We start from the raw sequence: 26,934 nt of genomic DNA, 5'->3' as shown, positions 1-26,934 counted from the left end.
ATTTACGTGAACTTTCAACTTGGAGGTTTTGGATGACCAACCTGACCATTTCTCTCGACGAAAACCTCGTCAAACAAGCCCGCATCAAGGCCATACAAGAAGGCACATCCTTAAGCGCCAAGGTGCGCGAGATGCTGGCTGCTTACGTCAGACAAGACATGCCAGCCGCACCTGCGGTGATTCCCAAGCTGCCCACCGGCGGCAGCGGCGGTTTGCAGCCTGGCATTGACCCTTGCAGCAATCGGTCCATGTTTGATGCCATGGACGCCGCTGAATACAAATTTCGGGCATGACCCCCGACGTCAATCTGCTGGTCGCCGCCATGCGGTTGGATCACCCACACCACGCCCTGGCTTTTAACCATTTACAAGTGCAATTGGAAATGGCTTCAAAGCATCCAACAATGCCGACCATTATCCTGTTGGGACCGGTCGTCGCAGGATTTATTCGCATCGTGACCAACGCGCAAATTTTCATCCTCCCCAGTTCCTTGCAGCAGGTCATGGATTTTGTAGACGCGCTGCTGACTTCACCCGGTGTGGTTTTTCAGGCCGCAGGTAGCCAGTGGCCAGGCTTCAGAGATTTGTGTCTGCAGGCCGCTGTGACGACCAATCTGGTCTCCGATGCGTGGATCGCTGCTTCTGCTTTGCAATTGGGCGAGGTTGTTCACACGTTTGACCGTGACTTCAAAAAACTCCTCCCTTCTGACAACCTCTATTTGTTAAGCCGCTAGCCCATGTCCACAGTTTTTAACTTCACCTTCGTGCCCTGGTTCCGGTCGGTGGCGCCTTACATCCACATGCACCGTGGCAAGACCTTTGTGGTCGGCATCGCGGGCGAGGCCATCGCGGCGGGCAAGCTGCAAAACCTGGCGCAAGACCTGGCGCTGATCCAGAGCATGGGCGTCAAGATTGTGCTGGTGCATGGCTTTCGCCCTCAGGTCAACGAACAACTGGCCGCCAAGGGTCACACGCCCAAGTATTCGCATGGCATCCGCATCACCGACAGCGTGGCTTTGGACTGCGCGCAAGAGGCTGCAGGCCAGCTGCGCTACGAGATTGAAGCCGCTTTCAGCCAGGGCCTGCCCAACACGCCCATGGCAGGCTCCACCGTGCGGGTGTTATCGGGCAACTTCATCACGGCCAGGCCTGTGGGCATTGTGGACGGCGTGGATTTCATCCATTCGGGTCTGGTACGCAAGGTGGATGTGGACGGCATCATGCGCACGCTGGACATGGGCGCGATGGTGCTGCTGTCGCCCTTTGGTTTTTCTCCCACGGGCGAGGCCTTCAACCTGGCCATGGAAGAAGTGGCCACCAGCGTAGCCACCGAGCTGCAGGCCGACAAGCTGATTTTTGTGACCGAAATCCCGGGTATCCGCATGCAGCCAAACGAGCCTGCAAGCGACGACAACCCCATCGACACCGAGCTGCCTTTGGCCGCGGCCAAACAGTTGCTGGCCTCGCTGCCCCGGCCTAACGAGCCGACCGACATCGGCTTTTACTTGCAGCATTGCGTCAAAGCCTGCGAAGAAGGCGTGGAGCGCTCGCATATCCTACCCTTTGCGGTAGACGGCTCGCTGCTTTTAGAGGTTTATGTGCACGACGGCATCGGCACCATGGTGATCGATGAAAAGCTCGAAGAGCTGCGCGAAGCCACGGCCGATGACGTGGGTGGCATTTTGCAATTGATCGAGCCTTTCGAGAAAGACGGCACGCTGGTCAAACGCGACCGCACCGAGATCGAGCGCGACATCGACCACTACACCATCATCGACCACGACGGCGTGATCTTTGCCTGCGCTGCGCTTTACCCCTACCCCGAAGCCAAGACGGCAGAGATGGCGGCGCTCACCGTGTCGCCCCAGTCGCAAGGTCAGGGCGATGGCGAAAAAGTGCTCAAGCGCATCGAACAACGCGCCCGCGCCATGGGGATCAAAAGCATCTTTGTGCTGACCACGCGCACCATGCACTGGTTCATCAAGCGCGGCTTTGTGCAGGTGGACCCCGACTGGCTGCCCGAAGCGCGCAAACGCAAATACAACTGGGATCGCAAGAGCCAGGTGCTGGTCAAGAAACTCTGAGTTTCAGCGCTGGCGCCAAACCTGAACGGCGATGGTCAAGCCCATGAGGGCGAAAACGACAAAGGCCGCAAACGACCAATTGGCGAGTGATCCGCCCAAAAAGACCCAGTCGATCTTGCTGCAGTCACCGCTGCCTTTGAAGATCATGGGAATGGCGCGGTTGAGGGGAAAGTTTTCGACCATGCCATAAAAGTCGCGTCCGCAGTTGACCACCTCGGGCGGGTACCACTGCAGCCAGCTTTGGCGAGCGGCGGTGAAGGCGCCAAAGCCCGCTGTGAGTGTCAAAAGCAGGCTGGATACGACCAAGCCTTTTCCACGCAAACGCCAGCCTATCAAGGCCAACACCGCCACGCCAATCAAGGCGTAGCGCTGCACAATGCACATGGGGCAAGGGTTCAGCCCCACCACATGCTGCAAATACAGGCCGAACACCAGCATGCCGATGCCTGACAAGGCAATCCAAAGCATCCAGCGTTGGGGTGAAACAGAAGACAGGTTCATGGGTACTTTTTGAATCACAACAAGGGCATTTTGCCCCCGTGGTCATGAATGGTTTGGGGCGCTGGCAGACAAAGTCCCAAGGGGCTCAGGATTCTGCAAATGCCCGCTCAATGACGAAAGCACCGGGCGTGCTGGTGTTGCCCTCTTTCAAACCGCGCTCTTCGCAAATGCGTTTGAGGTCTTTCAGCATTTCGGGCGAGCCGCAAATCATCACGCGGTCGGCCTCGGGGTTGAGCGGGGGAAGACCCAGATCGGCAAACAATTTGCCGTTTTCAATCAGCTCGGTCACGCGGCCTTGGTTTTTATAAGGCTCGCGGGTCACGGTGGGGTAGTACAGCAGCTGCTGGCTGACCATCTCGCCCAAAAACTCGTGGGCGGGCAGCTCTTGCGTGATGTAGTCGTGGTAAGCCAGTTCATTGACTTGGCGAACGCCATGCACCAGGATCACTTTTTCAAAGCGCTCGTAGGTTTCGGGGTCGCGGATGATGCTCATGAACGGCGCCAAGCCGGTGCCTGTACCCATCAGGTACAGGTTTTTACCAGGCAATAAATAGTCGCACAGCAAGGTGCCAGTAGGCTTGCGGCCCACGATGATGGTGTCGCCCACTTGGATGTGCTGCAACTTGGAGGTCAATGGACCATCAGGCACCTTGATGCTCAAGAACTCCAGGTACTCTTCGTAGTTTGCGCTGGCAATGGAGTAAGCGCGCAGCAGCGGTTTGCCGTTGTCGCCACGCAAGCCAATCATGGTGAAGTGACCGTTTGAAAAGCGCAGGGCCTGGTCGCGGGTGGTGGTGAAACTGAACAGACGGTCGGTCCAATGGTGGACGCTCAAAACGCGTTCTTCAAGAAAAGCACTCATTTGATATTGGTGTGTGTTGGGAGGCCGGAGAGACCCAATGCCCTTGGGGGATGCTGAAAGCTTGCTACATTTAAGGCCTGCAAGACCACACGAAAATCGCAACAAACCGCATTGTCGTGTGATCGGCTTTCAACTGGAAATACTGAAATTCTATATCCGTATAACCAGCGCTTCTTAAGACAGATCAAGGCAAGACAACACCATGGCACGCACCGTTCAATGCATCAAACTCGGCAAAGAAGCTGAAGGTTTGGATTTTCCGCCCTACCCCGGCGATTTGGGCAAGCGCATCTGGGAAGGCGTGAGCAAGCAAGCCTGGGGGGATTGGCTCAAACACCAAACCATGCTGGTCAACGAAAACCGCCTCAACCTGGCCGATCTGCGTGCTCGCCAGTACTTGGCCCGTCAGATGGAAAACCACTTTTTTGGCGATGGTGCCGATGCCGCTCAAGGCTACGTGCCCCCAGCCGCCAGCTGATCGTTTGCTGATCTTCTGACCTCCCACTTTGAACCTTTGAGCCTCTTTGCCGACCCTCGCGATGCTTTGGTCATTGGCGCGGGCTTGTCAGGGTCTGCGGTCGCTTTCAGTTTGGCCCACCGGGGCTGGTCGGTCACGGTACTCGACCGGGCCCGAGGCCTGGGTGCCGGCGCTTCGGGCTTGCCTGTGGGTTTGGCTGCGCCCCACGTCTCACCCGATGACAACGTGCTGTCACGCATCACGCGCGCGGGAGTCGAGGCCACATTGCACCGCGCCCAAGCTTTGCTGAAAACCGGCACCGACTGGGCCTTGACGGGTGTTTTGGAGCACAACATGGCGGGCAAACGCCGCTTGCCTGCAGACGCCGCTGATCACCACAGCAGCCCGGCAAGCGACGCCCAAATTGCCGCGGCGGGACTGCCCCCCGGCACCCCAGCCATTTGGCATGCACAAGCGGGCTGGATTCGGCCCCGGCAACTGGTGGCCGCGCAACTGCAAACACCGGGTGTGCGTGTTCACTGGAGCCAAGATGTGCAGGCCATCGAGCGTCAAGGCGATTTGTGGACCGTGACCGATGCCCAAGGCCAGACCTTGGCCCAATCCCGTTTTTTGGTGGTGGCCAGCGCCTTCGACAGTTTGGCTTTGCTGCGGCCTCTGCCCGGCTTTGCGGTGCCCCTCAACCCCTTGCGCGGACAGGTCAGCTACGGGCTGATGTCCGATTTAAAGGCTGATTGGAGCCCCCACACCCCACCCGCCTTACCGCCTTTCCCAGTCAACGGCCACGGCAGCTTCATCAGTGGCGTGCCCACGCCAGAGGGCCCGCTGGGCTGGTACATCGGTTCAAGCTTTGAGCGCAACTGCGAACAAGCTCCTGTGCGCACCGAAGACCACGCCGCCAACCAGGTGCGCTTGGCCACGCTGCTGCCCCACTTAGGCCAAGCCATGGCCAGTCAATTTGGGCCTGATCGGGTGATGGGCTGGGCCGGTCTGCGCTGCACCTTGCCCAACCGTCTGCCTGCGGTGGGGCCCGTTGACCCACAGCGGCTGCCGGGCCTTTGGATCAGCGCTGGCATGGGCGCGCGGGGCATCAGCTTGGCGGTGCTTTGCGGAGAACTCACAGCTGCGTGGATGAGCCGCGAACCCTTGCCATTGACCTCGGCTTTGGTCAAGCATTTGGCAGCGCAGCGCTATGCGACCGCCTCAATTTAACAAAATCACCAAAAACTACTAGGATTGGTCTTCCCACTACCAGTTGTGGTGATGGTTTCAACCAGGAGATCCGCTCATGGCCCGTCAATCCCTGTACCGCTACTTGCCATGGTTACTCACTGCCCCGCTGGCCCTGGTGTTTTGGCCTTTATCGCCTTGGGCCAGCGCAGTCTTCGGCGTGTTGTTTGTTTTGGGCTGGCTGGACTTCAGGCAAATCAAACAGGCCGTGCGCCGCAACTACCCCCTGACAGGCCGCCTGCGTTACGCACTGGAATACATCCGGCCGGAGTTGCGGCAGTACTTTTTGGAAAACGATGAGGAAAAGCTCCCGTTTTCGCGCAACCAAAGGGCCATGGTGTACGCCCGCTCCAAAGTCGAAAACGACAAACGCGGTTTTGGCAGCATCAAAGACATGTACAGCCCGGACACTGAATGGATTGCCCATTCATTGCAGCCCGTGCAACCCGATCCGGCCACATTCAAGGTGAGGGTGGGCGAAGGCCAATGCGCCCAAAGCTATGACTTGTCTCTGCTCAACATTTCAGGCATGAGCTTTGGAGCCCTTTCGCCCAACGCCGTGAAAGCCTTGAACCGGGGTGCCGCCATGGGCGGCTTTGCGCACGACACGGGCGAAGGCAGCATCTCTCGCCACCACCGCGAACACGGCGGCGACCTGATCTGGCAAATCGCCTCCGGTTACTTTGGTTGCCGCACGCCTGAAGGCCACTTTGACCCCGAGCGCTTTGCGCTGCAAGCCCTGTCGTCGCAGGTCAAGATGATCGAGGTCAAGCTGTCTCAAGGGGCCAAGCCCGGCCACGGTGGCGTGCTGCCCAAAGCCAAGGTGAGTCCAGAGATTGCCGAAGCACGGGGCGTACCCATGGGGCAAGATTGCGTCTCGCCGGCCCGACACTCGGCCTTTTCGACCCCCATCGAGTTGTTGAATTTCATCACCCAATTGCGCCAACTGTCTGGCGGCAAACCGGTCGGCATCAAGCTGTGTGTGGGGCATCCGGCCGAATGGTTTTCCATCGTCAAAGCCATGCTGGTCACGGGTCAAACACCCGACTTCATCGTGGTGGATGGCTCAGAAGGCGGCACTGGCGCGGCCCCGATCGAGTTTGCCGACCATGTGGGCATGCCGCTGCGCGACGGGCTGCGCTTGGTGCACAACAGTTTGGTGGGCGCGGGTCTGCGCGAGCGCATCAAGATTGGCGCTTCGGGCAAGGTGATCTCGGCTTTTGACATCGCACGCTGCTTGGCACTGGGCGCCGATTGGTGCAATTCGGCGCGGGGCTTCATGTTTGCGCTGGGCTGTATTCAGTCACGCAGCTGCCACACCGACCATTGCCCCACGGGCGTGGCCACGCAAGACCCGGTGCGTCAGCGCGCCATTGTGGTCACCGACAAAGCCGAGCGGGTGTACTACTTCCATGCCAACACCTTGCATGCTCTGGCCGATCTGGTGGGCTCAGCCGGCCTGCAAAAGCCTGGCGACATCACTGCGCATCACTTGATGATGCGCAACCCCAAGGGGCAGGCCTGCAGTTTGGCCTCTTGCATTGACACCTTGCGCCCGGAGCAATTGTTGGCCGATGGCGCAGGACTGGGGTTGCCGAGTCCATTTGCCGAATTCTGGCCACAGAGTCAGGCCCAGCATTGGGGGATGCCCCCGAGTTGAACCCGCACCGGGTTGTGTCCCGTCACTTCATCGCATCGGCAGGTCGACGTGCCCTGACATAGGCATCGGTGGGCAGATGGTTTTTGCCATCGGCATAGCGCCATTGCACCATGGTGCCCTTGCCACCGCGCAAATCGAGTTTGCCCACATACGCGCCCATGGTGGATTGCTGGTCAATGGCGCGGAATTCTGCCGGTCCAAACGGCGTGTTGAACTTCAGGCCACGCATGGCCATGACCAGTTTTTCGTTGTCCACGCTGCCCGCTTTTTTGATGCCTGCAAAAATGGACTGCATGGTGGCATAGCCCACCACCGAGCCGAGTTTGGGGTTTTCACCAAACTTTCGGTAGTAGTTGGCCGCAAAGCTGGCGTGCTCTCGGGTGTCGATCTGGTCCCAGGGATAACCGGTCACGATCCAGCCCTTAGGGGTTTCGTCTTTCAGGACTTCCAGGTACTCCGGCTCGCCCGACAGCATGGACACGACCGGTGTCTTGGGGAAAATATTGCGCTGGTTGCCCTCGCGCACCAGCTTGGCCAAGTCGGCACCAAAGGTCACGTTGAAGACGGCATCGGGCTTGGCGGCCATGGTCGCGGTGAGGGTACTGCCCGCATCGATCTTGCCCAGTGCCGGCCATTGCTCGCTCACAAACTCGACATCCGGGCGCTTGGCCTTGAGCAACTCCTTGAAGCTGGCCACCGAGCTTTGGCCATATTCGTAGTTGGGCGCGATCGTGGCCCAGCGCTTGGCGGGCATCTTGGCCGCTTCATCGACCAACATGGACGCTTGCATGTAGGTGCTGGCACGCAGGCGAAAGGTGTAACGGTTGCCTTTGTCCCAAACGATGGCATCGGTCAGAGGCTCGCTGGCAATGAACAAGCGCTTGTTTTTGACTGCATGGTCGGCCAAGGCCAAGCCCACATTGGACAAAAAGCCCCCCGCCAAAATGTCGACCTTCTCCTTGGAAGTCAGCTCAATCGCGTGGCGCAGTGCTTCGTCGGGCTTGCCGGCATCGTCACGGGCGATCACTTCAATCTTGCGCCCCAACAAGCCGCCCTGAGCGTTGATTTCCTCGACCGCCAACTGCCAGCCTTGCCGATAGGGCTGGGTGAATTGGGGCATAGACGAGTAACTGTTGATTTCACCAATCTTGATGGGTGTTTGGGCGACAACGGGCGCAGCAGCGGCGGCGAACAACAAACCGACGGCAATGAGGCGATTCATGGGATTTTTCCAAGGCTCAAAAGCAAAAACGCCGACTGTACCAGCGCATCAAAAACTTGTCGCTTTGGGGACATAAGCCCCCGCCTTGGATCACGGCCTCTTCATGGGTTAGCTTGGTTCTTGGCCAGCCAAGTCGTCAAACGCTCAACGCCCTGCTGTAAACGCGCCAAGTCTTTGGACGCAAAACACCAGCGCAGCCATCCTGCCGCCTCGGGGGCAAAGGCCTCGCCGGGAGCCAGACCCAGACCGGCTTCGGCCACTAGGCGTTTGGCCGTCTGCACCGAATCGGGGTGCCCTTCGAGTCTGAAAAACGCGTACATGCCGCCACGTGCTGGGGCCAGTTGCACGCCCGGCACGGCTTGCAGCAGGGGCACCAAAGTGTCGCGGCAAGCTTTGAGGTGGGCCACCACGCGTGGCGTGATGTCGGCGGTGTGTTGCAGCGCCACCACCCCCGCCTTTTGGGTGAACACCGAAGCGCAAGAGGTGTTGAACTCGATCAGCTTGCCCATGTGCGGCGTCATGGCGGCGGGCATGACCAACCAACCCAAGCGCCAGCCGGTCATCAAAAAGCTCTTGGAAAAACTGTGTACCACCACCAGGCGGTCGTCGGGCTGAGACACATCCAAAAACGACGGGGCGCAGCCGTTGGCGGTGTCGGTTTCGTAATAGAGGCGCTCGTAAACCTCGTCGGCCAGCACCCAGGTGCCGGTGCTGCGGCAGTGGGCCAGAATGTCGGCCTGCTCATTGCGGCTGAGTGTCCAGCCCGTGGGATTGTTGGGCGAGTTGACGATGAGCACTCGGGTGTCGGGCGTGATAGCGGCTTTGAGCGCGGCCATGTCGAGCTGCCACTGGCCATTCTCAGGCCGCAGCGACACGCACTTCAAATTCGCGCCCATCACCAAAGCCTGTGCCGTCAGGTTGGGCCACACGGGCGTGACGGCAACCACTTCGTCACCGGCATCGATCAGGGCTTGCGCGGCCAGCATCAGCGCATTCACGCCGCCCGAGGTGATGGCCAGCCGGTCCACGCCTATCACTTGGCTTTGGCCATGCAGGGTCGACATGTACGCAGAGACGGCCTGTCGCAGTTCTGGCAGGCCCAGGTTGTGCGAATAAAAAGTCTCGCCTTGTTGCAGCGAATCGATGGCCGCCTGGCGCACGACGTCGGGCGTCACTTCGTCAGATTCACCAAACCAAAAAGCCAGCACATCGGGACGGTCCATGCCCGCGTTGGCAACTTCGCGGATGCGGGACTCTTCCAGGTCCATGACGGCCTGGCGCATGAAAGGGACGGTGTTTTTGTTCATACCTGCATCCTAATGGTTGACGCGTTCTGAACGAGTCACCTCCTGCACAGGATTTCACCTCGACAGCGCAGGTGCTTGCGAATATGCCAGGCTTGCCTATGATGCTCAGCACAACAAAAGACAGGGAGAACGCCATGAAAACCAGGCATTGGTCCTTGACGCTGGCCAGCGTGGGTTTGGGACTGGGATTGTTGGCGGCGACGCCCGCCAGCGGGGCAACGGACAACTTCAACGCCGTGACCGCCCCCGACAAACCAGCCAAAAAATCCAAACAGCCCAAAAAACCCAAGTCGCCCAACGACAAAGGCTCGGCAGAAAGCAAGTCGGAGCGCGACAAACGCCTGATTCGCGAATGCCGGGGCCGACCCAATGCAGGCGCTTGTGAAGGCTATGCCAACTGATGGCGTCAGACCCTTGCTCAGGGCTGCCCGCAAGGGACTAGAACCACCAATGCGCCAAGCCACTGGCGCGCACACTGGGGCGATCGATGGCCGCTTCGAGCAAACCCGCCTCGGCCTCAACCAAGGTGAACTGCTCGCGGGCTCGGGTGATGCCGGTGTAGACGAGCTCACGGCTGAGCACCTCGGCACCGCCCGGGGGCAGCACCAGCGCGGTGTGCTCAAACTCCGAGCCCTGGCTCTTGTGCACCGTCATGACAAATGCGGTGTCGACCTGGGCCAAGCGCATGACGTTCACCGAGCGCAGGGCTTCACCGTCCAAAAACCAGACCTTGGGCTTGCCTTCGGTGCCCGGCAACACCACGCCCACGTCGCCGTTGAAGACACCGAGCTGCGGGTCGTTGCGCGTGACCATGACGGGCCGCCCTTCGTACCACTCGCCCTGGATGTGCAGCAGGCCCGCATCGGCCAGGGCTTTTTGCACCGCCACATTCTGAGCTTGCGTGCCCCAGTCGCCCTGGTGCACGGCACACAAAATGCGAAACCGCTCGAAGGCTTTGAGCACGCTGCTGACCCAGCTGGTGTGGGCTTCAGCGCCCTGCCCTGCCGGGCCGGTTCGCATGAGGTGCAAATAGTTCGCGTAAGAAGGCTTGCCCGATGTGCCCAGCGCCAGGGCGCTAACGGCCTGAGGGCTGCTCGGCTGGAGTGCCTGTACAGGGCAGGCCTGCGTGTCGTCTGCGCCATCCAAGCAGGCGCGAGCCGCCGCCGAGTCGCCCCTGTTCACCGCCAGCGCCAGCTGGCCAATAGCGCTTTTGAAGCGGCGGCTTTGGCGCAGCATCACGGTTTGCTGGGCCAGCACGGGAGCCGGATCGGTCACCACAAATTCGGGTGCCAGTGTCTGCCCGGTCACAGCCTGCACAAATTGCGCCGTGGCCGCGCTGTAGCGGCCCGATGCAGCGTCTTGGCACAAATCGCCCAGCACCGCACCGGCTTCGACCGAAGCCAGTTGGTCCTTATCGCCCAACAGCACCAAGCGCGCCGTGGGCGGTAAGGCCTGCAGCAACGCGTCCATCATTTCCAGATGCACCATCGAGGCTTCGTCCACGATCAGCACATCCACATCGAGCGGGTTGGCGGCATGGTGGCGAAACTGGCGGGTATCGGGTCGCGCCCCGAGCAGCGAATGCAGCGTGCGCGCCGGGCCCATGCGGACGATCAGCGCATTCAGGTCCAGCCCCGCTTCAACGGGCACCGGCAAGCGGGTCAAGGCGTCGTCGATCGACTGCTTCAGGCGCGCAGCCGCCTTGCCGGTGGGCGCAGCCAAGGCCACGCGCAGAGGGCTGCCATCTGGGTGCAGCGCCAGCAGCAGCGCCAGCAAACGGGCAGCGGTGAAGGTCTTGCCCGTGCCGGGCCCACCCGTGATGACCGACAACCGTGCACGCAGCGCCGCTGCGCAGGCCACTTTCTGCCAATCGGTGGTTGCGGGCTCTTGTGCGTTGGGCGCAAAGAAGCGGTCCAGCCATTCGCGCGCTGACGCTTCGGGCACGGTCAGTGGCTCACTGGCACGTTGCAGCAGGCTCTGGCCCACGCGCTGCTCATAGCCGGCATAACGGCGCAAATACAAGAGGGGCGCATCGGCCGATCCGCCCAAAACCATTGGCTGGCCCTGGTCGGGGGCATCGACCAATCGCACACAAGTGCTGGTCCTGTGGCCTTGCAAAGCCCGCTGCCAATCGGCCAGCGTGGTGGGCAGGTGCGCCCACAAGGCCTTGAGGCCCTGCACACCGTCCACGGCCACCGCAGGCCAGCCCAGCAAGACCACGGGTGGCTGGCACAGCTCAGCCAGCAGCAGGCAGGTGTGGCCGCGCCCTTCCATGTGCGCCAGCACGGCCGAGGCCACCAGCAAAGGTACATCGGCCCCGGCATCCAGGCGCAGCACTTGCGCGGCGAAAGCGCTGTCGATGTGGCGCAACAGGCCTTGGTCGGTCCAGAGATTCAACCATTGCACAGTCTGCGCAGCGGTTAAGCCCTGGGCGGGCAGGTCCTGGAGCCAATCCATTTGCGAGGTGGGCACGGGCGCAGTGCGTGAGGTTCTTTTCAAGTTCATCACGCCACCTCTTCTTTCAGCATGGCGTCCAGGCCATCGAGCAGCGCCAAAGGCGCAGGCAAGGTGCAGCAGCCGCCCGCAGGCCCATCGATACCGCGCAAAAACAAGTACACCGCGCCGCCCAGCTGCTGCGCCGGGTCGTAGGCATCGCCCAAGCGAGCCCGCAACAGGCGGTGCAGCGCCAGCAAGTAGAGCGCCGCTTGGACTTCGTAACGGTGATGGGCCATGGCCGCATCCAGCGCCTGTGCCGTATAGGCAGCGTCATCTACCCCCAAGTGATTGGATTTGTAGTCGAGCACCCAGTAACGGCCCTCGTGCTCGAACACCAGGTCGGCAAAGCCCATCAACATGCCGTGCAGCTGCGCGTCGGGCAGCTGCGGACGGTTCACGCCGGGCAACAGGTGTTGTTGGCACAGGGCATCGACCTGGCGTGCATGCAGACGCTCAGCGGGCAACCAGAATTCCATCTCGGGCAGCAGCTCACCCAGTGCGTTCAGCGGCGCGTTCGGCCCGCGCAAAGGCTGGGTCACCACACGGCTGATCCACTGCAGCACGTCGTCGGCCTGGGCCGTGTAGCCTGCGTTTTCGCAGCGGTATTTCAGGCGTTCGGCTTTGGACGCGTCCAAGGTGAAGCCGTCAGCGGCCAGCCATTCGAGTTGCTCATGCAGAAAATTGCCCGCTGTGGGGCCTTTGGCAAAGCCGTGCCACGGAGCCAAAGTACGCGGGTTGCTCCCCCAGGCCGTGGGCATGGCCGCATCCTCAGGCGGTTCATCGTCGGCGGGGCGCGGCGGGTTCAGGTGCAACACCAAGGGCGCCAGGGTTTGCGAAGACAGGTCACGGGTCAAGCGGGAAAAACTCGCGATGGTCCATGACTTGTCGATCCGGGCGGTACAAACCAGTGCTTCTCGCAGTGCGGTCGTCTTCATGGGCTTTTGCCACAGCGTCAGTGGCACCACTTTAGGGGCAAGCTCTAGTTGCACAGACAAGGCCTTACCGGCCTCATCGGTTTTCAGCGCTTGCAGCTTCGCCAGCCAATCGGCGGCTTCGAGCGGCTGACCGTTTGCGAGCAAATGACCAGCCGCACTGAAGTGGTTGCGGCACTTGTCGCTGTTTCCTGACTTGACCGCACTCCAGCCTAGCCACAGCGCGTGGCGCGCCCGCGTGAGCGCCACGTACCACAGGCGCAGGTCTTCACGCAGGCGGTCGTGGTCAGCGATCTGCGAGTCTTCCTTGTCAAAGTCCAGCCTCCAGTGGCGCTCGCCCTCGCCGCTGTCCAACTGCAGCACGGCAGCTTTGTCGGCGGTGACCACGCGGTGACTGTGCGCAAAAGGCAGGCACACCACCGGGTACTCCAATCCCTTGCTGGCATGGATGGTGATGACCTTGACCAGATCCTCGTCACTTTCGAGCCGCACGGTCTGCTCTTCGCTACCACTGGCATTGCCGGACTGCGCTTCATCCATCTGCTGGGCGAGCCAACGGATCAAGGCCTGCTCGCCATCGATCTGGCTGCTGGCCGCTTGTAAAAGTTCGGCCAGGTGCAGCACATTGGTCAGTCGCCGCTCGCCATCCGCCTCCCCGCGCCAGCGCCCCGCCAGCTGCAGCACATGCAGCGACTGGCGCAGCATGGCCAGCACGCCCTGGCTTTGCCAAGTCTGGTGCAGCTCGCGCATTTGCACAGCGCGGGTGTCCAACCATTCGTCTTGCGTGGCCAAGTCATACAACTCGGCCAGCGACAAACCCACCGTGCGGGTGCCCAATGCGGCGCGCAGGCGGCGCATGTCTTGTGGCTCGGCCACGCCGCGCAGCCAGAGGCACAGGTCTTGCGCTTCGCTGCTGGCAAACACCGAGTCGCGGTCAGACAAATACACAGAGGCCAGACCGCGCACACGCAGCGCATCGCGGACGGCAGAGGCCTCTTTGCCGGTGCGCACCAGCACAACAATGTCTTTGGGCTGCAAGGGTTTGTCGCCCTTTTGTGCATCTGCAAAACGGGCTTGCGGGTCACTCAACCAGGCCACGATTTGCTCGGCGCACAGGGCCGACAGATGCGTCTGCGCATCGCGTTGGCTGCGCAAAATGGCGTCGTGCACCACGGTCATGGCTTGCACATCGCCTTCGCTAGTTTTGAAGATTTCATCGCGCCCCTTCGCGTCCACGGGCTGGAAGGGCAGCGGATCTTGATCGCCTTGTTTGTAGCCAAAGGCGTCTGGTGCTATGTCGAACCAGCGGTTGACCACATCGACCACCGCTTCGGTGGAGCGGAAGTTGGTGCCCAGCACATGGTGGCGGCCGGCGGTGGCGCGGCGTGCGGCCAAGTAGCTGTGAATGTCCGCACCCCGAAATCCATAGATGGACTGCTTGGGGTCGCCAATGAGCAGCAGCGCGGTGTCAGGCAGGTTCTCGGCAGTGCGGTAGATGCGGTCAAAGATGCGGAACTGCAACGGCGAGGTGTCCTGGAACTCGTCGATCATCGCCACCGGAAACTGATCACGCAGACGCTGCGCCAGGCGCTCGCCCGAGTCGGGGTCGGCCAGCGCAACATCTAGGCGCTGCAGCATGTCGGCAAAGCCAAACGAGCCGCTTCGCCGCTTGAGCTCGGCCATGCGCTGCAAGACATGGGTGCGGGCGTGCAGGCGGGCGACTTGGGTCGGTTTGGGCAAGGCCTCAAGTCCTGCCAACAGCTGCCCATAAGTTTGGCTTTCGGGCGGCAAAACCACCACATCGCTATCTTTGCGGCACTCTAAAAGACCTTCGGGCGTGAAACGGTTCCAGCCTTTGCCCATCGCGTCTTTCAGTGCCTTGAAGTCTCCATCGCTTTGAGCCCAGGACTTGAGAGCTTCGAGCCACTTTTGGGAACGACCCGCCTGCAACAAGCTGCCGTTCCAACCATGCTTTTTGACTGCCAACTGCGCCTCGATCCAGCCCAGCAAGTTGTCAGCCTTGTCGACCCAGCCCTTTTTGAGTGCCTGCAGTTGCGCATCGCGTTTGGCCATGGCCGCGCCGAACACCTGCGCCAGCGTGCCAGGTTCGGCGTCGGCCAGGGGCACGGCCATCAGGGCGCGCATGTCTTGGTCGAGCGTAGGCACATCGCGCCAAACGCCCAGCAACTCTTTCACCAGGGCCATATCCATTGGATAGAGCTGCTGACGCCAGTAGTCCTGCACCGCTTCGAGGCGCAGAGCGGCTTCGTCGCCGACCAGATTTTCTTCAAACAGACTGCCGCTGTCGAACGCGTGCTCGCGCAGCATGCGCTGGCACCAAGCATCGATGGTGTACACGGCCGCGTCGTCCATGGCCTGCGCCGCCAGCGCCAAGCGGTGGGCGGCTTGCTCGCGGTGCTGGCCTTCGGGGTATTCGTCCTTCAGTTGTTGAAGGAATTCATCGTCGGTTTTGGCCATGCCCCGGAACACCTGCGCGGCCTCGGTCAAACGGGCACGGATGCGGTCTGACAGCTCACGGGTGGCAGCGCGGGTGAAGGTCATCACCAGCACGTCTTGCGGCAGCATGGGGCGAACCGGTGCGGAGCCATCTTGGCCGTGGCCCAGCACCAGGCGCACATAAAGCGCGGCAATCGTCCAGGTCTTGCCCGTGCCTGCACTGGCCTCGATCAGGTGGCTACCGCGCAGGGGGAAGGTGTGCGCATGGAGGGCATGGGGGGTGGGTGCGTGGGGGGTGCTCATGCCAGTTCTCCCTCTTCGCTGTCTTGGGGCGCATCAGGCAAAGCCTCGATCTCGGCTTGCTCGGCCCAGGCCTTCAAGGGCGCGTAAACGGTTTGGGCCAAGCGCTTGAACTCGCCCGTGGCCAGCAAGTCTTCCACCGTGGCATAAGTTCGGGCCAGTGCAGGGTCTTTGTCTTTTTCGGCGCGTTTGAAGTCACTGCCTTCATACGCATCGGCCAGCGCGTTGGTGTTTTCTTTGTCTCTGAGCCACTGCAGCGCCACACCGGGCGGCAGCGGCAGCGGCCAACGCATGCCCTCTGCCCAAACGCCCAACAGCTCGGTCAATTGGGCGCGGGCCGCTTCTGGATCTTGTTCAGCCATGCGCAACACAGCGTTGCGGCCCACCACCACACACCTCAAGGGCTGGTCCATGGCAGCAGCGGCCAGCGACAGCAGCCAAATGTCGATCAGCTTGTCCGGTTGGGCCTGCGGCTTTTGGGTCTTGTAGCTGGCCAGATCGCTGGCGCGCAGGTGCAAGGACATCAGTCCCCCTTCATTCACACCTGTGCCTACCAACGCATCGCCCAGCGCGTCTTGGAGGGCGACTTGGGGATGCGCCCAATCCACCAAAAGGCGCTCGGCCGCATTGGGATAAGCCCTCCGCTCGCGCAGCGCTGCGCTCAGCATGGCCTGCAATCGGGCTTTGAGATTTTCTGCGGCGAGCCTGCCTACGCCCGCCAGTGGTAAGGCACCGGCCTGGCGCAGGCGTTGCACCACCTGCTGCACATGCGCGGGAAGTGTGTCTGCGTTCAGCGCGGTGGGGACATGCTCCAGTTCGTGGTCGATCAACTGGTACAGATCCAGACCCGCCAAGCCAAAGAGTTCCTCGTCGTGCAGTTCGCTGCGCTCGCCCTCCAGGTGCACCTGCAGGCGTTCACGGAAAAAAGCGCTCACAGGTTTGCGTAAAAAGCGGGTGAGTTGGGCGAGCGTGATGACGGGCACGCCATGAGCGGATTCCAGAGGGGGCAACAATGAGGCCGAGTGAGGCCATGACGCATGCTCTGTCCTGGTCTCTGAGGCAAAGGAGGCTTGCGCCGAACGCCACTCCTTGGCATAGGTCTGCAACGCACTGCCCTCTTCAAAATAAGTGCGGCTGAAGGCCTGCAGCGGGTGCACGGTGGTCAGACGCTCGGCCGTGCCCTTGCCCCACAGCAGGTCGATCTCGTCGCGCAGTTGCGACACCAGCACCGAGGGCGGTTGCTCGCTGTTGTCGCGCACGCTGCGACCGCTCCAGCTGACGTAAAGCACTTGTCGCGCCGACAGCAAGGCTTCGAGCATGAGCTGACGGTCGTCGTCACGGCGCGAGCGGTCGCCGGGGCGACTCATGCCAGGCAGGCCCATCAGGTCGAAGTCAGCTCGCGGACTGCGGCGCGGGTAATCGCCGTCGTTCATGCCCAGCAGGCACACCGCCTTGAACGGGATCGCCCGCATCGGCATGAGCGTGCAAAAGGTCACGCCCCCAGCCCGAAAGCGTTGCTCAAGCCGGGGCGTCTTGAGCGCTTCGAGCCAGGCCAAGCGGGCCACGGCCAGCGGCACCGCATCGGCAAAACCAGCCTGGGCGCAGGCGCGCACCCAGTCGGTCAGTGCTTGGTCGAGCGCAGCGATCGCGTTGCGGTCGTTGTCGTCGCGCGGCTTGAACATCGCGGCCAGCATGACGCGGCCACGCTCGGCCCATTGCGTGGGCGTGGCGTCTTGCGTGGCGATTTGCCACCAGTCGATCAAAGCTTGCAGCAGGTGCGCCAAAGACCCGGCCAGCTCGGCATCGAGCCCACCCACTTCAGGGTAAGGTGTGGCCCCGGGCGCATCGATGTTCACCGGATCGGCCCCACAGGCAAAGCCCATGAGCATGCGTTGCACGCCGAACAACGCCGAGTTGTCCTCGCCGCACACGCCCAGGCCTAGGCCGGCGCGGTGCTCGGCCGAAAGGCCCCAGCGGATGCCCGAGCCCGCCATCCAGCGGGTGAGCGTCGGCAATCCCTCTTCGCTCAGGCCAAAGCGGGCTGCCAAGGCGGGCACTTCGAGCAACTCGACCAGCTCGCTCATGCGGCTGCGCTGCTGCGGCAAGGCCAGCAACCACTCCACCGCATGAATCAGCGGGCTGATGGCCTGCGCGCCCAAGTCGGCAATGTCAAACGGGATGAACCGCGCATCTGAGCGCTTGAACTGGCCAAACACGGCGCGAATCGCCGGGGCCATGACTTCGATGTCGGGCACCATGACCACAACGTCGCGGGGTGATACAGGCTGATTGCCCGGCGGGGCGTTAAACCATTGCAGAAGTTGGTCGTGCAGCACTTCCAGCTCGCGCACTGGGCTGTGGGCGATTTTGAAAACAAGCGATTGATCACCCGCTGCCAGTGGCTCTGGCGGTGTGCCGCCGCTGGACGGCTCCAGATCGCGAATACGCCGCTGCAACTGCGCCAGCATGCGCTTGACGTCTTCACCGGGCACGTCCTCAAAAAAGTCCAGGCGCGGCCACTGCGTGAGTTGCTTGGCCGCTTGCAGGTCGTCAAAGGCGTCCAGCTGCCGAATGAAGTCGCGCCCCTGCCGCCCCCAAGCGGCCAGCAGGGTGGGCGCGTGCAGGTGCATCTGCGCCATCGGCAAACTGGCCAAGTCCTCGCCCCGTCGATAGCCATGGCGGCGGCGTTCGGCCTGCAGCCATTCGCGCCCATCGATGATGTCGCCCCAGTGGTACTGGCACGGGTTGGGCACCGCCAGCATGACCTGGCTGTGCTTGGCAAGCGCCGCCAGCATCTCCAGCAGTTGCCCCGGCATGTGGCTCATGCCAAACACCGACACGCGCCGCGCTACGGCGCTGGCCAGGGGCTGGCCCGACTGCAAATGCGCCAGAGCACGCGCATGCAAGGCCGGGCGCGTGGCTTGGCGCTGGCCGTCATCCAATGTGACCAACACGCGCCGCCACAGCTCGGCCTGCCAGAGTTGCTCTTCTGCCAAAGCCTCCGAACCCACAGCCTTGCGCAACACATCGCGCCCGGCGGCCCAGTCTTGGAGCCAATCGGGGCGGTAGATCTGGTACTGGTCAAAAAAATCCGCCAAGCGGGTGGCCAGTTGCAGCAGACGGTCGGGCTCATCGCCTCTCATAAAACCCGCCACAGGCTTGAACACCGGTTCGTTGACGCAAGTGGGCAGCAAAGCCATCAGTCGCCAGGTCATGGGCAGTTTGTCGAGCGGCGATTCGGGCGGCACATTGTGCGCGCCCAGCACCTGCCGGTAAGTGCGCCACAAAAAGCGCGAAGGCAGCTCCACCCGAGTGGCCGCGCACACCCCACCCTGCCGGGCCAATTCGATCTTGATCCACTCGGCCATGCCGTTGCTTTGCACCAGCACCACCTCGCTCTCCAAGGGGTCCAGCGGGTGCGCACGCAACCAGCCCGTTAGGGTGTCGGCCAACACCTCAGAGCGGTGGCTGTGCAGGGCAATGAAACCGGGAGAGATGGAAGAAATTGGCATGAGGCGAAGGAGACTGACGAGAAAGTATGGAACAAGAATAGCCGCAATCATGCCCCCCGCCAGGCTCATGGCAAGAGCCCAGCACTGCCTATTTTTTAAGCACTCACTGCCACACCAATCAGGATGCGGCTTGGCGCAGTTGTTCAAGGACTTATCCACACCTTTGGGCACTTGCTTTGGGGGCAACTGTGTGGGGTCATGACCCCTGTGTCTCCACACTTGGGTTTTCCCTAGCCTGCACGGTGTGCAGTGGGCCGCATGATTTGGGCAGACAAGTACAACCCACGCCCTTCATGACCACCCCTTCTTCTGCATCCCCCGCCCAGTCACCCATTTGCAGCACCATGATGCAGATGCCCCTGTCGCTGAACCATTTACTCGAACGGGCGGGCACTTTGTTTGCCAGCAACGAGATCGTCTCGCGCTTGCCCGACAAATCGCTGCGCCGGCACAGTTATGGCGCGTTCTACCAGCGCACTCGGCATTTGGCGCAAGCTTTGCAAAACCTGGGCCTGCAAAAAGGCGAACGCGTGGCCACCCTTTGCTGGAACCACCATGCACACCTGGAGTGTTATTTCGGCATCCCGGCCGCGGGCGGCGTCATGCACACCCTCAACCTGCGCTTGTCACCCGAAGAAATCGCCTGGATCGCCAACGACGCGCAGGACAAGGTGCTGATCATCGACGATGTGTTGCTCCCGCTTTACCAGCAGTTTGCGCACCTGTACCACTTCGAGCGTGTGATCGTGTTTCCGTTTTCCGGTGCGCCTGTGCCCGCGCCGTTCACCGACTACGAGCAGTTGCTGGCGGGCACCGACACACAGGGCTTTCAATACGCCCCGCACGCCGAAGACGACGCCGTGTCCATGTGCTACACCTCGGGCACCACGGGTCGGCCCAAGGGCGTGGTGTACTCGCACCGCTCCACCATCTTGCACACGCTGGTGGGCTGTCTGGGAGATTTTTGGGGCTTGAAAGGCAGCGATGTCATCTTGCCCGTCACCCCCATGTTCCACGCCAACAGCTGGGGCATTCCTTATGGTGCGGTGATGATGGGCGTGAAGCTCATCTTCCCCGGCCCGCACCTGCACCCCGAGGATTTGCTGGACCTGATGACGGCCGAGCCCCCCACCTTGTCGCTGGGCGTGCCCACCATCTGGATGGGCCTGATCCAGGCTTTTGAGGCCGCGCAGACCACCCAACCCGGCCGCTGGAAACTGCCCACTGGCATGCGCTCTTTGGTGGGCGGCGCGGCGGTGCCCGAGGCATTGATCCGCGCATTTGACCGGCACGGCATCTGGATTTTGCAAGGCTGGGGCATGACCGAGACCTCGCCTTTGTGCACCGTGTCTTACCCCAAGTCGGAGCTGAAAAACGCGTCCATGGACGAGCGTTATAGACGCGCTGCCATGGCGGGCGTGCCCGTGCCCTTGACCGAACTGCGCATACGGGGTGAAGACGGACTCGATGCCCCCTGGGACGGACAACATGTGGGTGAAATTCAGGTGCGCGGCCCCTTCATCACCGGCAGCTATCACCAGGTGCCGATCAGCCAGGACAAGTTCAGCGCCGACGGCTGGCTTCGCACGGGCGATGTGGCCAGCGTGGACGACTTGGGTTTTGTGCGCATCAGCGACCGGACCAAGGACCTGATCAAGTCCGGCGGCGAATGGATCAGCTCAGTCGATCTGGAGAACGCCCTTATGGCCCACCCGGACGTGGCCGAAGCGGCGGTGATCGCCATCCCCGACCCCAAGTGGAGCGAGCGCCCTCTGGCCTGCATCGTGCTTAAGCCCGGCAAGCAAGCGCAGACCGAAGCATTTGCAGCGCACTTGCTTCAGCACGGCTTTGCCAAGTGGCAATTGCCCGACCGCTACGAGTTCATTGACGCCGTGCCCCGTACCTCGACGGGCAAGTTTTACAAACTCAAACTGCGCGAGCGTTTTCCGGCATGACAGGCGTCACATGGCATTTTTCTGTGTGCCAAAATCAGGCGCCTGCAGGAAGAAAAACGGGTCACAGCCTTTTGGGCTGTAACCCGTTGATTTCATTAGGAATAAATGGTCGGCGTGGCGGGATTCGAACTCGCGACCCCTTGCACCCCATGCAAGTGCGCTACCAGGCTGCGCTACACGCCGACAAGACTCAAATTATAGCTGGATTATGAGGGCCATTGACTGTGAGCAGGTCGCGAATCTGCAGCAACTCTTGCTGAAGCGACAAATCAGCAGACAAGCCCTTCCAAGCCAAGGCATCGTTCGATACAGCAGATGAACCGGAGTGGATATCGGAAGCTTCAAAGCCGCTGACGTCCTCTGTCAATGGGTCCTGCGCTCCACTTGTTCTGCTTAATTCACGATCCACCTGCACCAATTCTTGAAGCTTGTTGCGTGCGCCACTGATGGTGAAGCCTTGGTCGTACAAGAGACCCCGAATCCTGCGGATCATCATGACTTCATGGCGTTGGTAGTAACGGCGGTTACCTCGCCGCTTGACCGGACGGAGCTGGGTGAACTCCTGCTCCCAATAACGCAGCACATGGGGTTTGACACCACACAGCTCGCCCACCTCACCGATGGTGAAATAGCGCTTGGCTGGAATGGGTGGGAGCAAACTGTCCATGGCTGACAACAAGTTAAACGGGAAACCTTGTAGCTTACTGCAACTGAGATTCCACAGTCCAGACTTTTTGAAAAGAAAAATATGGAGGAAAAACTCAGGCAACAAAAAAGCCCAAACAGCGAACTGCTTGGGCTTCTTGAATTGGCGGAGTGGACGACCGTTTTGGGCTGAATCCAAGGCGGGCTCGTACCGCCTCACACCATCTCAGAAAGCGGCGCTAAGCCAGAGCAGAAGCGCGTTCCTGCCGAAATATCTTATCTATTGCTGTCTCGCCTGATATAGTGCCATCAACTTTCCAAATATGGTTAGGAATATGGTTAGGAAATAGGTGTCACATTATGGTTAGAGCATCATGAGCAGAGCGAGAGACAGACTCACTGCACTGGCAGTTAAGAATTCAGCCAAGCCGGGGTTTTATCACGACGGCGGAGGCTTGTATTTACAAGTCAGTCGCTTCGGTACGAAGTCTTGGATATTGCGTTACACCATCGACAAAAAAACACGCGACATGGGTTTAGGCCCTGTTTCAGACTGGACTTTGGCCGAGGCCAGAGAGCGCGCAAAACAATATCGTCAACTGATAGATGACAAGCGCGACCCTATCGAACACCGTCAAGCCGAGCAAAAGGCACGGGCAGCTGAGCGAGATAACCGCAAGACGTTTGAGCAATGCGCCACTGCTTGCCATGATGACAAGGGCACTTTGTGGAAAAACGCAAAGCACAAAGCTCAGTGGATTAGCACCCTAACCAGTTATGCCTTTCCGGTGATCGGTTCCTTTAATGTTGCAGATGTCGGCAAGAAAGAAGTTGCCAAGGTGTTGGAGCCTATCTGGCTGACCAAGCAAGAAACCGCGAATCGTCTGCTACAGCGCATTCGTCTTGTTTTGGGATGGGCTTCGGCACATGACTACTACCCCAACTACGACCTCAAGATGTGGGATGAGTTGCCCAACCTTTTGCCTGGTCGCCCGAAGCGCAAAGAGAACCACCATTCATCTTGCCCCTACATCGAGGCAGGCAGCCTGATGGCAAAACTACGGCAATCAAAAGTATCCGACACCTTGAAACTATGCTTTGAATTCACTGTGCTAACGGCAGCACGATCTGGTGAGGCTCGGGGGGCGCTGAAAGCAGAAATCGACTTTGATACCAAGATGTGGGTCATCCCAGACAATCGAATGAAGATGGACAAAGCTCACTCTGTTCCCTTGTCTGACCGTGCCATTGAAGTCTTGAAACAAGCTTTCGCATTGGCACCGGATAGCAAGCTGGTTTTTCCTAACCTGAACAGCGACCAAGCATTGAGCGATCAAGCTTTCACCAAAGTGGTTCTACGTGAAAACCTGAACGTGACTTACACAGCACACGGGTTTCGTTCCACATTCCGAACGTGGGCTGGCGAGCAAACGAAATACCCGCGTGAAGTTTGCGAACATGCGCTGGCGCACAACATCATGGACAGCGTAGAAGCGGCATATGCTCGTACTACTTTTGTAGAGCAACGCCGCCACTTGATGCAAGACTGGGCTGATTATTTGGGGTATCCGGATTTTGATGTTGGTTTGACTCCTTCGTAACCGCTCAGCATGTATACCCAAAATCGGATTTTGACGTTGCGTGCGCAAGTTTGAGAACGCTTGATCTGTCGCAAAAGTATGTTGGCGTAGCTTTTGTGTTTTTACAAAAGGTGTGACGACATACTTTTGTCGCTCAGCTTCGGTTGGTTATTGCGTCACACTATTTCGATCCTCCGTAGGAGTAGTAATGGTCCTGCACAACTCAAAGAACTCAGGAATTAGATCATCATGACAGTCGCCAATAAATTTTATAGCATCCTGTCTGGGGATAATTTCATCTTTGCGCTGAATTTCTCCATTTTCATCTTCAAAGGGCAACCTTGCATTAAATTCATCAAATTCCAGCCCCCTCTGATTGATCGCTATTAAAATTAGGTGTTTGTGCTTTGTAGTATTGACGTATGATTTAACGACATTGAAGGTTTTTCCAAGCATGAACTTTTTGAGTGACCCATAGAATGCGTCCACTGAATACTTCTCAACAAAATTTTCACTCCATCCAATAACTCTGTTATCAGGATCACTGAATCTAGGGAAAACCAAATTCAGAAGGTATGGAAACGAGTCTAGAAGAGCATGAAGACAATTCAAGAATCCAATAATGTTGGCTTCACACACATAACGATAATCAACCGACTCACCTCTCCGTCGATATTCCGTAGCACATCCAGCAAGCATTAAATGCCCTAGATTCTGCACATCTGGCAAGTTGGAGTAATGGTATTCGCAATACTTTAGCCACTTATGTATTGACTGGCAAGCCACTTCAATTCTTTGCGTCGTATCGGAATCAACGGTCCCTGTCATCGAAGTTTTCAACTTAATGAACGAAGTTAAGTCCAACTGATCTGTCATGCTGCTCTCATTTTCGACTGTCTGAATAACGTTGGAGTTAAGCGGTTGCCGGAAGGAAATCCGCTTGGACGATGGGTTAGAACTCCGTATCAAAAACGCAAAACTCACAACGCAAAGGATTTAAATTTTTTAGATCAATGCTTTCTAAGGTCAGGTTATCGGGAATGGCAAAGCCTAGGTTACGAAAATGACTGGCATGTGCTTTTGGAATAACTCTACCGGATGAACCATCATGACCAGAGCCGTCAACATTAACAGAATAAAGTTGCTCACCTTTACCTTCCAACTTTGCGTACACGTGCGCGTGTCGCTGCGTCATGGTATTTGTATTCTGAGAATCTATACGGAACGAATTTTTCGTGCCGGGAATCGACTTGTAAGTGTTGTGTTCAAGGGCAAGGATAAGCGTATTTACAGGCTCAGCTTGGTTTTTTTTCAGAAATCCTTTGAATAACAACATATTTCTCCCGTGGGGTTCTAACGGATGTAGACAGCAAAACCCGGTGGATACATCCGGGCAGGATCGATACATCTTTTGAATGAAATGGCTGCAAGCCACTTGCAGTTTGAATTACAGATGCATTACTGTTATTTTGCACAGGTATAAATTTACCATGAAACCTGCTGCACCTTCCTTGTATTACACCCGCTTGCTCGTTCAGTAGCGGAAGTGCTTGCGTTATTAGCACTATAGCCTCAATAACGAGTACATATGCGAGCAACGCAGAAGAACGCAACTTCGGAGCCCGCACTCCAACATTCGTTGCGCTCATCGAGGCTAGGAAGATTTAGGCTTGATCAACATCACAATCCGAATACCAATTATTTGAAGACAACAACCAACATTGAACCAGCTATCTTGCACGGATAAATTCAATCGCGTCTTTGACGGATTCGGCTTGCACTTCACGGGCATTGCCACCGCCACGGCTGCCGGGAACTGTTCCGTTTTCAAGGCAGGCCCTTGCACTGCTGTCAAAGTCTTGGAACGTCTTGATCGGGCGGTTCTGCTTGAAGTCCATACCGTTCTTGCCGGGTGTGCCGTCGCGTACTGTGGTCATGAACACTTCCATGTCGCACTTACGGCCTGACGAGGTGCGGGGGTTGGCGCTGCGCAAACTCAGTGCCTGCAAGCTGCACTGATGCTGCTGTTGATGTTTGACCAACTGCGTTTGACCGCGTCAAGGGCTTCGGGGTAAGCTTTTTGAACTGTCCCACGACGCGGCAGCTTTTGGCCGTTACCGTGCACCAGGCGAAAACTTTTTTATCGCTATCGGCTGACGGCTTGTAGCCGGGCGTGCTCACGAGTTGGGTGTATGCAAATTTCTTCTTGCCACTTGCGCTAACGAGCATTGAACGCTGTGCGAGCGTTCCAGTGACCAAGTAGTTTTGACCGCGAACCTTGACACGGATTCGACCATCGGGGCTTTGCCCGTGGACAGTGTTGCTTTGATGATTGACCAGATCAAGTTGACGTGGACTGACTTCTACCTTCTTAGCCATGATTGGGCTCCTTGAGTTAATGAAGCCCGTACTTCAACACCACCAATAAGGATGATGCTTATCCCTGCAAATGTCGTTACGAGGTCTTTTTCCCTCCAGACATGGCAAACATCAAATGGTCAAGTATCGATAGTTGACTATGCTCAGCCAGATCCTTGGGTTCGAAGCCATTGAGCAAAGTGAGAAACTTCATTCCGTTGATATAGCTGTCGGCTGCATCATGCCAACCAACGACCAGTCCACGCTCAAATGATTTCTTTTGTTCACCGTGTGCTGTCGTTATCTCACGGGTAAAAAATGTACGAATCTCCGCTTCACCAGACTCGAAAGCTCGTCTTCGTTTTTCATCCCCAAGTAACACTTGGCCGGAGGTAAGTGCGTCATAGCTCCGCAGCCAATAGTGAGCGAGACGCATCACCTCGCGCTCTCGGGTTGCACGCAATGAGACGAATGGCGGTGCATCTTTTGAAGTAGGTTGCGCCAATTTTTCTAGTGCCGCGTCGAAATCAGCAGCAGCGGCATCAAGCCTGCGTCTTGCGGACTCCAATTGAGGCTTCAAACGCATGTCCAACCGAAACCGAATGGCCACCTCGTTGGGGTACAAGAATAAGTTGAAGTTCTTCGTCTGCAAATCGCTATGACGCTTGAGGGCGACCTTGTGCGGCACAAAGCGGATGACACTCGCGTCGTAGTCCGTCGTTACCGGAATCGGCGCGGTCAACGACCACTTGTTGACGAACGTGTTGCAGGGTTTGTCGATGCGTCCCCGCTTACCTTTGCTGCCTTTGGACTTTGTTGAAGTTCGGGCGTAGTAATCAGCTGCTGTCTCGTCATGCTCGGCAGGTGGCCAACACTCCAGCCCGATCAGTTTTGACAAAGAGCCTTTTTTCAAGCCGCCTTGAAATTCGTCTTCGGCGAGCGCCTCCATTTGTGCGACGTGTGCCGCGTAATGTCGATTTCGGCGCAAGAATTCCCAAGCCAAGCGTTGAGCATCATCACAGCCAAGGGGTGGATACTGTTCTGCTTTTCGCCAATCGGCTTTGTACGGCTTCATCGGACACTCCTGCTTATGCGTTGTAAAACTCATCTTCGAGCGCACGGACTCCTCGTCGTTGAGCTAGAAAGCATTTGTTCGTAGTCGCATTTTGGCTCAGTTCGTCTCACTACAGCGCAACTTCAATTATGGTTAGAAGTATGGCCCGGAAACAAAAAAGCCACCTCACGGTGGCTTTTTTCTATATAAATCAACGACTTACATAGGATTACTGGCGGAGTGGACGGGACTCGAACCCGCGACCCCCGGCGTGACAGGCCGGTATTCTAACCAACTGAACTACC

Annotated in this window: 22 protein-coding genes and 1 tRNA gene; 9 read left to right on the top strand and 14 right to left on the bottom strand. The window is 58.9% G+C overall.

Annotated features, from left to right (window positions below; all coding sequences use genetic code 11):
• The first annotated feature begins 32 nt into the window (after positions 1–32).
• The 3 genes from ABWQ00_RS07855 to argA are packed head-to-tail and all read left to right on the top strand — an operon-like array spanning position 33 to position 2,083.
• Positions 33–293 (top strand): ribbon-helix-helix protein, CopG family, encoded by a 261-nt coding sequence (locus ABWQ00_RS07855; protein WP_353238115.1) that lies wholly within the window; start codon positions 33–35, stop codon positions 291–293.
• Positions 290–733 carry a PIN domain-containing protein gene (locus ABWQ00_RS07850; RefSeq protein ID WP_353238114.1) on the top strand — a complete coding sequence of 148 codons (444 nt, stop codon included), beginning with the start codon at positions 290–292 and terminating at the stop codon, positions 731–733. Before ABWQ00_RS07855 ends, ABWQ00_RS07850 begins: the two co-directional genes overlap by 4 nt.
• 3 nt (positions 734–736) lie before the next feature.
• Positions 737–2,083: an amino-acid N-acetyltransferase gene (gene argA, locus ABWQ00_RS07845; RefSeq protein ID WP_353238113.1), complete on the top strand. Its 1,347-nt coding sequence runs from the start codon at positions 737–739 to the stop codon at positions 2,081–2,083.
• A gap of 3 nt (positions 2,084–2,086) precedes the next feature.
• On the opposite strand, the gene ABWQ00_RS07840 is transcribed toward argA, so the two are convergent.
• Complete coding sequence (locus ABWQ00_RS07840; protein WP_353238112.1) at positions 2,087–2,584, bottom strand: disulfide bond formation protein B; 498 nt, start codon at positions 2,582–2,584, stop codon at positions 2,087–2,089.
• A gap of 85 nt (positions 2,585–2,669) precedes the next feature.
• The gene (locus ABWQ00_RS07835) at positions 2,670–3,446 is read right to left on the bottom strand and encodes a ferredoxin--NADP reductase (RefSeq protein WP_353238111.1); all 777 of its coding nucleotides are present in this window, start codon (positions 3,444–3,446) and stop codon (positions 2,670–2,672) included.
• Positions 3,447–3,648: 202 nt separating this feature from the next.
• Between ABWQ00_RS07835 and ABWQ00_RS07830 the strand changes: the two genes are divergently transcribed.
• From ABWQ00_RS07830 to ABWQ00_RS07820, 3 genes are all read left to right on the top strand, one after another.
• The gene (locus ABWQ00_RS07830; RefSeq protein ID WP_019426046.1) at positions 3,649–3,924 is read left to right on the top strand and encodes an oxidative damage protection protein; all 276 of its coding nucleotides are present in this window, start codon (positions 3,649–3,651) and stop codon (positions 3,922–3,924) included.
• A 36-nt stretch (positions 3,925–3,960) separates the two neighbouring features.
• Positions 3,961–5,133: an FAD-dependent 5-carboxymethylaminomethyl-2-thiouridine(34) oxidoreductase MnmC1 gene (gene mnmC1 / locus ABWQ00_RS07825; protein WP_353238110.1), complete on the top strand. Its 1,173-nt coding sequence runs from the start codon at positions 3,961–3,963 to the stop codon at positions 5,131–5,133.
• A gap of 76 nt (positions 5,134–5,209) precedes the next feature.
• Positions 5,210–6,811 (top strand): FMN-binding glutamate synthase family protein, encoded by a 1,602-nt coding sequence (locus ABWQ00_RS07820; protein WP_353238109.1) that lies wholly within the window; start codon positions 5,210–5,212, stop codon positions 6,809–6,811.
• 22 nt (positions 6,812–6,833) lie between these two features.
• Here the strand turns inward: ABWQ00_RS07820 and ABWQ00_RS07815 are convergent, their stop codons facing one another.
• On the bottom strand, positions 6,834–8,033 hold the full coding sequence (locus ABWQ00_RS07815) for an ABC transporter substrate-binding protein (RefSeq protein WP_353238108.1): 1,200 nt from the start codon (positions 8,031–8,033) through the stop codon (positions 6,834–6,836).
• Between the two features lie 101 nt (positions 8,034–8,134).
• Positions 8,135–9,340 (bottom strand): pyridoxal phosphate-dependent aminotransferase, encoded by a 1,206-nt coding sequence (locus ABWQ00_RS07810; RefSeq protein ID WP_353238107.1) that lies wholly within the window; start codon positions 9,338–9,340, stop codon positions 8,135–8,137.
• A gap of 134 nt (positions 9,341–9,474) precedes the next feature.
• Here ABWQ00_RS07810 and ABWQ00_RS07805 point away from each other — a divergent pair, with 134 nt between their 5' ends.
• A complete protein-coding gene (locus ABWQ00_RS07805; protein WP_353238106.1) occupies positions 9,475–9,741 on the top strand; it encodes a hypothetical protein in 267 nt (88 codons plus the stop codon).
• Positions 9,742–9,778: 37 nt separating this feature from the next.
• Here ABWQ00_RS07805 and recD read toward each other — a convergent pair whose 3' ends face one another.
• The 3 genes from recD to recC are packed head-to-tail and all read right to left on the bottom strand — an operon-like array spanning position 9,779 to position 19,037.
• A complete protein-coding gene (gene recD, locus ABWQ00_RS07800; protein WP_353238105.1) occupies positions 9,779–11,845 on the bottom strand; it encodes an exodeoxyribonuclease V subunit alpha in 2,067 nt (688 codons plus the stop codon).
• Positions 11,845–15,528: an exodeoxyribonuclease V subunit beta gene (gene recB, locus ABWQ00_RS07795; RefSeq protein WP_353238104.1), complete on the bottom strand. Its 3,684-nt coding sequence runs from the start codon at positions 15,526–15,528 to the stop codon at positions 11,845–11,847. Before recB ends, recD begins: the two co-directional genes overlap by 1 nt.
• Entirely contained in the window at positions 15,525–19,037 is a 3,513-nt protein-coding gene (gene recC, locus ABWQ00_RS07790; RefSeq protein WP_353238103.1) for an exodeoxyribonuclease V subunit gamma, read from the bottom strand. Before recC ends, recB begins: the two co-directional genes overlap by 4 nt.
• 293 nt (positions 19,038–19,330) lie before the next feature.
• On the opposite strand from recC, the gene ABWQ00_RS07785 reads away from it, so the two are divergent.
• Positions 19,331–20,992, top strand: coding sequence for a long-chain fatty acid--CoA ligase (locus ABWQ00_RS07785; RefSeq protein ID WP_353238102.1), 1,662 nt, complete (start codon positions 19,331–19,333; stop codon positions 20,990–20,992).
• Between the two features lie 106 nt (positions 20,993–21,098).
• Here ABWQ00_RS07785 and ABWQ00_RS07780 read toward each other — a convergent pair.
• Both ABWQ00_RS07780 and ABWQ00_RS07775 read right to left on the bottom strand, forming a co-directional pair.
• Positions 21,099–21,175 (bottom strand) — tRNA-Pro (locus ABWQ00_RS07780).
• A gap of 7 nt (positions 21,176–21,182) precedes the next feature.
• Complete coding sequence (locus ABWQ00_RS07775) at positions 21,183–21,659, bottom strand: MerR family transcriptional regulator (RefSeq protein WP_353238191.1); 477 nt, start codon at positions 21,657–21,659, stop codon at positions 21,183–21,185.
• A 352-nt stretch (positions 21,660–22,011) separates the two neighbouring features.
• On the opposite strand from ABWQ00_RS07775, the gene ABWQ00_RS07770 reads away from it, so the two are divergent.
• Entirely contained in the window at positions 22,012–23,238 is a 1,227-nt protein-coding gene (locus tag ABWQ00_RS07770) for a tyrosine-type recombinase/integrase (protein ID WP_353238101.1), read from the top strand.
• Positions 23,239–23,385: 147 nt separating this feature from the next.
• Here ABWQ00_RS07770 and ABWQ00_RS07765 read toward each other — a convergent pair whose 3' ends face one another.
• From ABWQ00_RS07765 to ABWQ00_RS07745, 5 genes are all read right to left on the bottom strand, one after another.
• Positions 23,386–24,093 (bottom strand): hypothetical protein, encoded by a 708-nt coding sequence (locus tag ABWQ00_RS07765; RefSeq protein WP_353238100.1) that lies wholly within the window; start codon positions 24,091–24,093, stop codon positions 23,386–23,388.
• A 76-nt stretch (positions 24,094–24,169) separates the two neighbouring features.
• Positions 24,170–24,553, bottom strand: a complete 384-nt coding sequence (locus ABWQ00_RS07760; protein ID WP_353238099.1) for a hypothetical protein — start codon at positions 24,551–24,553, stop codon at positions 24,170–24,172.
• A 394-nt stretch (positions 24,554–24,947) separates the two neighbouring features.
• Positions 24,948–25,154 (bottom strand): hypothetical protein, encoded by a 207-nt coding sequence (locus tag ABWQ00_RS07755; RefSeq protein WP_353238098.1) that lies wholly within the window; start codon positions 25,152–25,154, stop codon positions 24,948–24,950.
• Between the two features lie 19 nt (positions 25,155–25,173).
• Positions 25,174–25,596 carry a hypothetical protein gene (locus ABWQ00_RS07750; RefSeq protein ID WP_353238097.1) on the bottom strand — a complete coding sequence of 141 codons (423 nt, stop codon included), beginning with the start codon at positions 25,594–25,596 and terminating at the stop codon, positions 25,174–25,176.
• 76 nt (positions 25,597–25,672) lie between these two features.
• Entirely contained in the window at positions 25,673–26,650 is a 978-nt protein-coding gene (locus ABWQ00_RS07745; RefSeq protein WP_353238096.1) for a transcriptional regulator domain-containing protein, read from the bottom strand.
• Positions 26,651–26,934: the final 284 nt, after the last annotated feature.

Origin of the sequence: Limnohabitans sp., from assembly GCF_040400975.1 — a bacterium.
GTDB lineage: Bacteria > Pseudomonadota > Gammaproteobacteria > Burkholderiales > Burkholderiaceae_C > Limnohabitans_A.
This window is presented reverse-complemented; position numbering and strand designations above follow the sequence as displayed.

Excerpts from the sequence above, each read along its gene's own strand:
- ABWQ00_RS07855 (WP_353238115.1), top strand. The coding sequence starts at position 33 with ATGACCAACCTGACCATTTCTCTCGACGAAAACCTCGTCAAACAAGCC.
- ABWQ00_RS07850 (WP_353238114.1), top strand. The coding sequence starts at position 290 with ATGACCCCCGACGTCAATCTGCTGGTCGCCGCCATGCGGTTGGATCAC.
- argA (WP_353238113.1), top strand. The coding sequence starts at position 737 with ATGTCCACAGTTTTTAACTTCACCTTCGTGCCCTGGTTCCGGTCGGTG.
- ABWQ00_RS07840 (WP_353238112.1), bottom strand. The coding sequence starts at position 2,584 with ATGAACCTGTCTTCTGTTTCACCCCAACGCTGGATGCTTTGGATTGCC.
- ABWQ00_RS07835 (WP_353238111.1), bottom strand. The coding sequence starts at position 3,446 with ATGAGTGCTTTTCTTGAAGAACGCGTTTTGAGCGTCCACCATTGGACC.
- ABWQ00_RS07830 (WP_019426046.1), top strand. The coding sequence starts at position 3,649 with ATGGCACGCACCGTTCAATGCATCAAACTCGGCAAAGAAGCTGAAGGT.
- ABWQ00_RS07820 (WP_353238109.1), top strand. The coding sequence starts at position 5,210 with ATGGCCCGTCAATCCCTGTACCGCTACTTGCCATGGTTACTCACTGCC.
- ABWQ00_RS07815 (WP_353238108.1), bottom strand. The coding sequence starts at position 8,033 with ATGAATCGCCTCATTGCCGTCGGTTTGTTGTTCGCCGCCGCTGCTGCG.
- ABWQ00_RS07810 (WP_353238107.1), bottom strand. The coding sequence starts at position 9,340 with ATGAACAAAAACACCGTCCCTTTCATGCGCCAGGCCGTCATGGACCTG.
- ABWQ00_RS07805 (WP_353238106.1), top strand. The coding sequence starts at position 9,475 with ATGAAAACCAGGCATTGGTCCTTGACGCTGGCCAGCGTGGGTTTGGGA.
- recD (WP_353238105.1), bottom strand. The coding sequence starts at position 11,845 with ATGAACTTGAAAAGAACCTCACGCACTGCGCCCGTGCCCACCTCGCAA.
- recB (WP_353238104.1), bottom strand. The coding sequence starts at position 15,528 with ATGAGCACCCCCCACGCACCCACCCCCCATGCCCTCCATGCGCACACC.
- recC (WP_353238103.1), bottom strand. The coding sequence starts at position 19,037 with ATGCCAATTTCTTCCATCTCTCCCGGTTTCATTGCCCTGCACAGCCAC.
- ABWQ00_RS07785 (WP_353238102.1), top strand. The coding sequence starts at position 19,331 with ATGACCACCCCTTCTTCTGCATCCCCCGCCCAGTCACCCATTTGCAGC.
- ABWQ00_RS07775 (WP_353238191.1), bottom strand. The coding sequence starts at position 21,659 with ATGGACAGTTTGCTCCCACCCATTCCAGCCAAGCGCTATTTCACCATC.
- ABWQ00_RS07770 (WP_353238101.1), top strand. The coding sequence starts at position 22,012 with ATGAGCAGAGCGAGAGACAGACTCACTGCACTGGCAGTTAAGAATTCA.
- ABWQ00_RS07765 (WP_353238100.1), bottom strand. The coding sequence starts at position 24,093 with ATGACAGATCAGTTGGACTTAACTTCGTTCATTAAGTTGAAAACTTCG.
- ABWQ00_RS07760 (WP_353238099.1), bottom strand. The coding sequence starts at position 24,553 with ATGTTGTTATTCAAAGGATTTCTGAAAAAAAACCAAGCTGAGCCTGTA.
- ABWQ00_RS07755 (WP_353238098.1), bottom strand. The coding sequence starts at position 25,154 with ATGACCACAGTACGCGACGGCACACCCGGCAAGAACGGTATGGACTTC.
- ABWQ00_RS07750 (WP_353238097.1), bottom strand. The coding sequence starts at position 25,596 with ATGGCTAAGAAGGTAGAAGTCAGTCCACGTCAACTTGATCTGGTCAAT.
- ABWQ00_RS07745 (WP_353238096.1), bottom strand. The coding sequence starts at position 26,650 with ATGAAGCCGTACAAAGCCGATTGGCGAAAAGCAGAACAGTATCCACCC.